This window comes from Candidatus Methylomirabilota bacterium, from assembly GCA_028870115.1.
Classification (GTDB): Bacteria; Methylomirabilota; Methylomirabilia; order Methylomirabilales; family Methylomirabilaceae; genus Methylomirabilis.
This window is the reverse complement of record JAGWQH010000089.1, coordinates 1-8,807: the sequence shown is the minus strand read 5'-3', so window position 1 is coordinate 8,807 and position 8,807 is coordinate 1. Positions and strand designations below refer to the sequence as shown.

Sequence of the window (8,807 nt, the reverse complement as noted above, 5' to 3'; positions counted from 1 at the left end):
CTTTGGAGCCATCCAACGGGGTAACCTGTGCCTGCATCGTTTTGTCCCTCCATTGTGTACGTGGTTGGTGAGCGAACCCCACGATACCAAAGGGTCACGGACAAAACGATGCTTTTTTAACTGCAATGTTTGGGATAATTCTCCTCTCTCTGGGTCGTTCTGGAGTGAAGGACGGTATCATCGTCTCCAGCGTCTCCGGTAACACCGGTGTCGTTCCATTTTGATCGAGCTAGATCGCAGAGCTGCACATTTTAGCTTCGTACAGACGAAAATACAGGGCTCTAACGCTTTCGAGCTATTCACGCGACTGACTATGAGGTGCCAAAGGGCTTGCCTTGCGAGGACTCGAAGAATTCAGTATAGTGAGCACAGTCAGTCATACGGGCGCGGGTGGCCGTTGTGGGCGGGATAGGCAGGGGTAAGCAGATCGGATGTCAGGTATGGGATGCAAATGAGTGAAATATCAGATCGGGTGACAGAACTTGAGCAGGTGTTGCGGCGTCGTATCGTTCTCCTTGACGGCGCGATGGGCACGATGATTCAAACGCACAACCTTACGGAAGCCGACTTTCGGGGTCTGGCCTTCGCCGACCACCCGTGCGACCTCAAGGGGTGCAACGACCTGCTGTCCATTACGCAGCCGGCCATTGTTGAGGCAATTCATCGCCAGTATCTGGACGCCGGAGCCGATATCATCGAGACCAACACGTTCAATTCCACGTCGATCTCGATGGCGGATTATCAGCTTCAGTCGCTGGCCTATGACCTGAACCTGTCCGGCGCAAAAGCCGCTCGTAACGCCGTCGAGGGAGCGATAGATAACGATCCGAGCCATCCGCGTTTCGTGGCCGGGTCGATCGGTCCGACGAATCGCACGGCCTCGATGCCGTCCGATATCCATAACCCTGCCTTTCGCGCTGTGACCTTTGATCAGTTAGTCGCGTCCTATACGGAGCAGGTCCGCGGGCTGCTGGACGGCGGAGTCGATCTGCTGTTGGTCGAGACGGTCTTCGATACGCTGAACTGTAAGGCTGCGCTGTTTGCCATCGATCAGTATTTCGAGGAGAGCGGCCGGCGCGTGCCGATCATGGTCTCGGTAACCATTGCGGATCGCAGCGGGCGCACACTGTCCGGACAAACGGTAGAAGCCTTCTGGAATTCTATTGCCCATATGCCCTTGTTCAGCGTAGGGATCAACTGCGCGTTCGGGGCGAAGCAGATGCGCCCGTACATCGAGGAGCTTGCTCAGATTGCTCCGGTGTTGCTCAGTTGTTATCCCAACGCCGGCCTGCCCAACGCGTTCGGAGGTTTTGATGAAACACCGGCGATCATGGCTGCCGATCTCAGCGACTTTGCGAAGAGCGGCTGGCTGAATATCGTCGGCGGCTGTTGCGGTAGCACCCCGGCTCATATTGCGGCGATTGCGGCGGCAGTGCAGGAGTTTCAGCCGCGCGTTCCCCCTCACCCTCAGCCGCACACCCGATTAAGCGGTCTGGAGCCGTTGACGATCCGCCCCGAGGTCGGTTTTGTCAATATCGGGGAGCGGACGAATATCGCCGGCTCTGCGGCGTTTGCCAAGCTCATTCGGAGCGACGAGTACGAGGCGGCCGTCTCCATTGCCCGGCAGCAGGTCGAGGGCGGCGCTCAGCTCATCGATGTCAATATGGACGAGGCTATGCTTGACGCGAAAGCGGCGATGGTCAAGTTCCTGAACCTGGTTGCCTGCGAGCCCGACATCGCTCGGGTGCCCGTCATGATCGACAGCTCCGACTGGTCAGTGATTGAGGCGGGCTTGAAGTGTATCCAGGGTAAGCCGGTGGTGAACTCAATCAGCCTCAAAGAGGGGGAAGAGACATTTATCCGGCGCGCCAGGCTCATCAAACGGTATGGGGCGGCCGTCGTGGTTATGGCGTTTGATGAACGGGGTCAAGCCGACACACTGACGCGCAAGATCGAGATCTGCGCCCGCGCCTACCGGATCCTGACCGAGACGATCGGGGTGCCGCCGCAGGACATCATCTTCGATCCGAACATTCTGACGGTGGCGACCGGGCTTGAGGAGCATAACCGCTATGCGGTTGACTTTATCGAGGCGACCCGCTGGATCAAAGCCAACCTGCCTCACTGCAAGGTCAGCGGCGGCGTCAGCAACGTGTCGTTCTCGTTTCGCGGAAACAATTCCGTTCGTGAGGCGATGCACTCAGCGTTCCTGTACCATGCCATCCGGGCCGGCCTGGATATGGGGATCGTCAACGCGGGGCAACTGACAATCTATGAGGAGATTCCTAAGGAGCTGCTGGAGCTGGTTGAGGATGTGCTGCTGGACCGCCGTCCCGATGCGACCGATCGGCTGGTGGAGTTTGCAAAGAGTGTGAAAGCGCAGGGGCGAACAGCCGTGAAAGATGAAGCCTGGCGACAGGGAACGGTCGAGGAGCGGCTGACGCATGCGTTGGTGAAGGGGATCGTCGACTATATCGAATCGGATGTCGAAGAAGCCCGCCAACAATACGAGAGACCGCTTGAAGTCATTGAGGGTCCGCTCATGGCAGGTATGAACCTGGTCGGCGAGCTGTTCGGCTCCGGAAAGATGTTCCTGCCGCAGGTGGTCAAGACTGCGCGTGTCATGAAGAAGGGGGTGGCCTATCTCCTCCCCTTTATTGAAGCCGAGCGTCTGACATCCGACCGAAGGCGCACGCAGCGGAAAGTCCTTCTGGCGACCGTGAAGGGAGATGTGCACGACATCGGTAAGAATATTGTCGGCGTCGTGCTCGGATGTAACGACTATGAGATCATCGACCTGGGGGTCATGACGCCGTGCGACACCATCCTCAAGACCGCCCGGGAACAGCAGGTAGATATGATCGGTCTAAGCGGGCTGATTACGCCATCGCTCAATGAAATGATGCACGTGGCGCGGGAGATGAAGCGGGAAGGGCTGCAGATCCCGCTCCTTATCGGCGGCGCGACCACCAGCCGAATCCACACGGCCGTAAGAATCGCTCCGCTCTATGACCAGCCGGTGGTCCACGTTGCGGATGCCTCCCGGGCTGTGGGGGTCGTGGGGAATCTCTCAAGTCAGGAACAGCGAGCAATGTTTATTGAAAGTAATCGACTGGATCAGGAGCGGGTGAGGCAAGCGCATGAGGACCGTGATCCGAGACCGCTGCTCATGCTTATCCAGGCGCGTAATCGAAAGCTCTTGCTTGATTGGGATATGGCGGACATCCCTACTCCGTCCTTCACCGGCATTCGCGTGCTGGACGAGTTTCCGCTCGACCGGATCGTACCGTATATTGATTGGACCCCGTTCTTTCACGCGTGGGAGATACGAGGTCGGTACCCTGAGATCTTGCAGGATCCCAAAGCCAAGGAGCTGTTCGATGACGGTCAACATCTGCTGGAGCAGATCGTCAGTGAGCGCCGGCTCATCGCCAGAGCGGTCTATGGATTCTTCCCGGCCAACAGTGTGAACGACGATATCGAACTCTATACGGACGATTCGCGGTCGGAGGTGTTGGCGACCTTTTGTATGCTCCGCCAGCAACTGGATAAGGGTGAAGGGCATAGTAATCTGGCGCTGGCCGATTTTATCGCGCCTCAATCAACGCGACGTCCGGACTATCTCGGGGCGTTTGCTGTGACGACCGGCTATGGCCTCGATGCCTTCTGCAAGCGATATGAAGCCTCTCATGACGACTACACCTCTATCTTGGCCAAGGCGTTAGCCGATCGCTTGGCGGAGGCCTTTGCGGAGTGTCTGCACCGGCGGGTTCGAGCCGAGTGGGGGTATGGCGTCGGGGAACAGCTTACCAATGAGGATCTGATCCGAGAGCGATATCGCGGGATCCGCCCCGCTCCAGGCTATCCGGCCTGTCCGGATCACTCCGAGAAACGCACGCTCTTCGATCTGCTGCAGGCGGAGCGCAACGCCGGCATTCGACTCACCGAAAACTGCATGATGGTTCCGGCCAGCTCGGTGAGCGGGCTCTATTTTGCCCATCCGGAGGCAACCTATTTTGCGGTTGGAAAGGTTGGACGGGACCAGGTGTTGGACTATGCCAGGCGCAAGCGGATGGACGTGCAAACGGTAGAGCGATGGCTTGCGCCCAATCTGAATTATGATCCGGATGCCACCGGCGCTAACCTGTAGTGACTAGCGCTACACGCTATTCCTTTGAGCGCGCCATTGCGAGCGATCGTTGGGAGCGCGGCAATCTTATCGTATTGCTACTGAGAGATTGCTTCAGTCGCTTCGCTTCTTCGCAATGACGGATGCTGTGAAAAGATGATGGGCAGGAAGGCAACCTTCCTGCCCATTCGCTTTTCTCGTGATGGAGTAAAGGGACGTTCTTACTTCACGGCTTTGAGGTGCTCGAGCGCTCCTGCAGCGGCCTTGCCGGCGACATCGGCGTGTCCCGCCTTACCGTGCTCGACGGTCTCCTTCAACCCCTTGATGGCTGCAGCCGTATGATCGTTGGCTTTTGCCTTCTGGGCTGCTTCGGCATGCTGCAAGGCTACCGTCGCATGCTCCACCACCACATTAGCGTGCCCAGCCTTACCGTGCTCGACGGCCGCCTGGGTATGATCGCGCGCCTCGTCAAGATGGGACTTTTCAGCCCAGGAGACGCCACTACCGACAAAGGTTAACGCACCCACAAACAACATCACCGCTGCAAGCTTTCGCCTCATCTTGCCTTCCTCCTCGTGATAGGTTGCTCACTGTGCCTCTTGACGCGCTTGATCCTTCTCTCAACGCTCCTGAAACAGCCATATCGCAGAAGTGGGGTAACTCTACCATGGAGATTTTTCAAGTGTTAAAGGCAATGGGCAGGAAGGCAACCTTCCTGCCCATTCGCTTTTCTCGTGATGGAGTAAAGGGACGTTCTTACTTCACGGCTTTGAGGTGCTCGAGCGCCCTTTTAGCGGCTTCAACAGCCATATCGGCGTGCTTCGCTTCGACATCTACAATTGCTGCGTTCAGTTCCTTGAGGGCCGCGTCCAAATGAGGATTAGCCTTCTCCTGCTTCGAGGCTTCAGCATGCTGCCGGGCCTCTGTAAGGTGTACGTCCAAGCTCGCTTCATACTTCGGTTTGCCTTGCTCCTTGATGGCCGCCTCAATATGCTCGATCGCCTGGGCCAGATGGCTCCCCTGTTTAAAGGTTTCGCGGCTCCTCACCTGAGCCAGAGCGCTCCTTTCAGCCCAGAATACGCCCGTGCCGACGAAGGTGATTATCCCAAGGGCCAGGACCGCTACTGCAAATTTTCGCCTCATCTTGCCTTCCTCCTTGTGATAGGTTGACCTCAGTTCCCGCGCATTGGTATTGCAGCTTTCGCCAATCTTACTGGCTTTGGATGGAAGATCTCTGATCAGTACAGCCTGCGGCGAAGTGTAACAAGCTTATTCCACCCTGTCCAGGAAAAACGCTCCGCTGGTCCTATAACTGCTCTCAGGGCTACTGCGGTGTCTGGCCAGGCCAGTCTACTGTCGACACCGCCTACCTGTGCGTTGATGGCGGCATTGCCATTGGCATGTCGTGCGCCGGCGGCTGGCCGCTATGATGCTCAGAGGCTTTGAGATGTTCGAGGTGACGCACATGGCGGGCCGGCATCAGTTGGGTGAGTAGGGCAGAACAGGCCAGCGTGACCATCACTATGATCCACTCCAATCGAACAAACCGAGAGAACCGGTATCGAATCCGCCGGTCGTCTCCAGTCTCGTTGGCTACTTCTAAACTACCGCTTACGCGCCGGCTCGTCCTGAAGACCGGTTGGCCGTGCGTGGTCACGCGCGGTGCCAACCGGGTGAGAAAGTAGAACCGGTTGATCGCCGCGATCATCAAGGCGCCGCCCACGAGCCCGAGCTTGATCAGGAGAGTCCAGCCGTATGCAGCGTCGATGAGAGCCGAAAAGGAGCCCACCTGCAACCATGCGCTGTAAAGCCCTGTCAGCAAAAAGACCGCCACACAGGCGGCTGCTATCCTGGAGAAAAGCCTGGCGATTGATGAGAGCGCGCGCACCATCTCCTCCATGCCTGGCGTTGCCAGGGAACGCTTGAGCACGAACCCGAAGGTGAACAGCCCGCCCATCCAGATCGAGATAGCGATGAGGTGGAACCAGTCGACCAGTACCGGAACTGTCACATCACCCCAGGCAGCCGAGTGGCCTGAGAGGGTTGTGGTGAGGGCCACGAAGCAGGCGCCAAAGAAGGAGCCCCACGCGAACTGCGGGCTGGCCGTCGCCCCTAGTAGACGGAGCCACCACGTCATGCTCGATAGCCCCACGCGGGGGATCTCGGCGATCCAGGCAAACCGGGAGGGCGTGGCCGCCCCCTGCAGCCGGAGCCACCAGGCCACACCCAGCAGCCCCAGCAGGAGGATCCTGGCGATCCACACCGTCCCGAAATGGGTGTGCCGAAGGACCATCGGAAGCGCGATGCCCAATGTGGCCATGGTCCCGCCGCTCATCGTCAGGGTTCTGAGGATCAGATCGGCAACGCTCGTGAGCGCCACGATCAGGATCGAGCCTGCCTGAACCCGGCGAAGCAGTCGCTCAAGGTTTTGGTACACCTCACGTGATAACAGGCCTGGTGGAAGAATCAGGCACACAAAGGCGAAGCTACCGACCAACATTGTGAGGCTTACAAACTCCAGGTAGCGGATGATGATCGGCAGGAGGGTCTGCAGGTTGGTCATGGGCTCGACGAGATGGTGAAGGGATAGTCGCCCTCGGTACGGTGCGTGTCGATGGAGATCACGTTCCAGAACACCCGATATTTTCCGGGTGGAAGAGACGGGAGACTCACCTCCAGGACCGTACGGTCTGTTGGATTCACGCGTCCGTCCTGTTTATCCACCTGCTGCCCGTTCGCATCGACCACCTTGATGGTGCTGAAGAACGGCTCAATGGGCACGTCGAACCAGATCCTGACCTGAGCGGGCGGCTTGTTTACCGTCCACCCGACTCGCGGCTCTGCGTGATCGGGGAAGGAATGGCCCCAGGCCGATGTGGCCATCAGGAGCAGCCCTACTGCGAGAGCAGTAGGGCTGCTCCTGCGCCCCGGCACCCGGTTATCGTGGCAGCGTTTGAGGGCCCAAGACGCCATGGAACGGTGTCCAGGTAAAAATGTCAGGAGCGATATCGTCGAGGAAGACGTGGAGCATCACTAGGGCTCCCGTATGGCGTCCGACTGTATCGTTGAGGGGTATTTGAGCCGAGGCTGCAAGCTCGAAGTACTTCCCGGCCCAGACTAGCCCGGGGTTGGCAAAGGCGGTGTGCTTGCCTTTGTCCGGCCCGCTGATCAGGGTTTCCCCATTGAACTCCACGACGGGGAACAGGCGGTTGAACGGCCAGGGAATCCCCACGTCTCTTACGAATGACTGCAGATATGGGATGCTGTACATCACGGCAACTCCCCAGGTGAAGGCATGCTGGGCGTCTTCTTCCCTTTCATTGCGGTTGGCGCGCAGGTCGAAGCCGACCGACGTAGTGACTGCAATGGGCTTAAACCAGTCGGCCCAGTCCGGGAGATCGCCGAACCCTTTGCCGATCTGAAGGGCCGGGCTGACGGTTGTTCCAGAGAGTCTGCCGACTCGCCTCTGCCCGACGCCGCCTGGCGAAACACGCAGAGCAGCGGTGGCTGCCACCTCATGAAGAGCATTCCGAATGAACTGATAGCGCAGGCCGAACTCCGGATTATCGAAGCCAGAGGTGGCACCCTCTTCTTCCACAGCGTCGCCACGAGGCCTAATGATGTGATACGAGCCGCCGAGCGTGATCGCCAAGTCCGGGCTCAATCGTTTTGAGATCTCTGCGTCGAAATCAGTTGTGAGCGCCTCCGGCTCTCTGCGGTGGCCAGCCGTAATGGCGGCCTCGTCAGAGACGAACGAGTCCTCGACAACGATCGTAGAGGGGAACCACCGCTTGCCCACCACGCCGTGGGCCCAACCGGCGGTGGGTAACGCCACCACAACGGCAATGCCCAACACCAACGAACACACACTACGCCAACTGGTCGCTCGGTGCATGATCCTCCTCCCGAACGCGAATCTCGCGCTGATAGAGAAAAACTGAATACGTGTGACGCTGCATGACGGCATAAGTCCCAAACGGTTCGTCATTCCGAGCTTGACAAGCCTGCCCCGTACTTGATACGGGGGAACCCAGCATCTCTCCGGCTGGATTCCCGCTCCTGGCTTAAAACGTGCCGGGACAAGCTTCGCGGGGAATGGCGTCCATTATTGTGACTTACGACGTAACGTATAACATTCCCGCCGGAAGCAGGTTCGCTAAGCGTCAGAAACGTCGATTGAGGCGAGTCACGCGAGAGAAAACAGGGGCGGGGATCGACCAGTAAGTTTGATGATCTGGAATTGGGAAGAGCGCGGCAGGAGCGGTATCGGGATGAAGAGAGTCGCCGCAACTACAGACAGAATCAATCCGGTTGATGGCGCATGAGGCGAAACGGTTTTATGAACCCACATACAGATCGAGGAGAGATTACTCTTGACCTGACCTTGTGAGTGCGCATTGTGGGGCTGGATGAGGCAGTGGGTGAGGAAGGCGTTGAGGAGCAGGTAAAAGCCAAAAGACGCAGCCGCAAAAGATCTGAGGCGCAGGCGAATCAAGGACCTTTGATGTAATCTTTGCATTAGCGAATGGGCGACACGGCTTTGCTAATCAACTGTGGCATGCATCTATAGCATCTTTAGGCTATCGAAGCCCGATTACTGCTGTCAAGTGAAAAGCGAAACGAAGAGAACAGAGATTCCCCCCGTGCAAGACAGTTACAGTTTCTCTCCAATTCCCTT

At 58.0% G+C, this 8,807-nt stretch carries 6 protein-coding genes; 1 reads left to right on the top strand and 5 read right to left on the bottom strand.

Features of this window, described 5'->3' with window-relative positions:
* The first annotated feature begins 451 nt into the window (after positions 1-451).
* Positions 452-4,150: a methionine synthase gene (gene metH / locus KGL31_10065; protein ID MDE2322243.1), complete on the top strand. Its 3,699-nt coding sequence runs from the start codon at positions 452-454 to the stop codon at positions 4,148-4,150.
* Between the two features lie 200 nt (positions 4,151-4,350).
* Here the strand turns inward: metH and KGL31_10060 are convergent, their stop codons facing one another.
* The 5 genes from KGL31_10060 to KGL31_10040 all read right to left on the bottom strand — a co-directional run bounded on the left by KGL31_10060 (position 4,351) and on the right by KGL31_10040 (position 8,024).
* A complete protein-coding gene (locus KGL31_10060; GenBank protein MDE2322242.1) occupies positions 4,351-4,665 on the bottom strand; it encodes a metal-binding protein SmbP in 315 nt (104 codons plus the stop codon).
* 220 nt (positions 4,666-4,885) lie between these two features.
* Positions 4,886-5,272 carry a hypothetical protein gene (locus KGL31_10055; GenBank protein ID MDE2322241.1) on the bottom strand — a complete coding sequence of 129 codons (387 nt, stop codon included), beginning with the start codon at positions 5,270-5,272 and terminating at the stop codon, positions 4,886-4,888.
* 223 nt (positions 5,273-5,495) lie between these two features.
* Positions 5,496-6,692: a CopD family protein gene (locus KGL31_10050; GenBank protein MDE2322240.1), complete on the bottom strand. Its 1,197-nt coding sequence runs from the start codon at positions 6,690-6,692 to the stop codon at positions 5,496-5,498.
* Positions 6,689-7,012, bottom strand: a complete 324-nt coding sequence (locus KGL31_10045) for a copper resistance protein CopC (GenBank protein MDE2322239.1) — start codon at positions 7,010-7,012, stop codon at positions 6,689-6,691. Before KGL31_10045 ends, KGL31_10050 begins: the two co-directional genes overlap by 4 nt.
* Before the next feature lie 55 nt (positions 7,013-7,067).
* Positions 7,068-8,024 carry a hypothetical protein gene (locus tag KGL31_10040; protein ID MDE2322238.1) on the bottom strand — a complete coding sequence of 319 codons (957 nt, stop codon included), beginning with the start codon at positions 8,022-8,024 and terminating at the stop codon, positions 7,068-7,070.
* Positions 8,025-8,807: the final 783 nt, after the last annotated feature.

Excerpts from the sequence above, each read along its gene's own strand:
- metH (MDE2322243.1), top strand. The coding sequence starts at position 452 with ATGAGTGAAATATCAGATCGGGTGACAGAACTTGAGCAGGTGTTGCGG.
- KGL31_10060 (MDE2322242.1), bottom strand. The coding sequence starts at position 4,665 with ATGTTGTTTGTGGGTGCGTTAACCTTTGTCGGTAGTGGCGTCTCCTGG.
- KGL31_10055 (MDE2322241.1), bottom strand. The coding sequence starts at position 5,272 with ATGAGGCGAAAATTTGCAGTAGCGGTCCTGGCCCTTGGGATAATCACC.
- KGL31_10050 (MDE2322240.1), bottom strand. The coding sequence starts at position 6,692 with ATGACCAACCTGCAGACCCTCCTGCCGATCATCATCCGCTACCTGGAG.
- KGL31_10045 (MDE2322239.1), bottom strand. The coding sequence starts at position 7,012 with ATGGCCACATCGGCCTGGGGCCATTCCTTCCCCGATCACGCAGAGCCG.
- KGL31_10040 (MDE2322238.1), bottom strand. The coding sequence starts at position 8,024 with ATGCACCGAGCGACCAGTTGGCGTAGTGTGTGTTCGTTGGTGTTGGGC.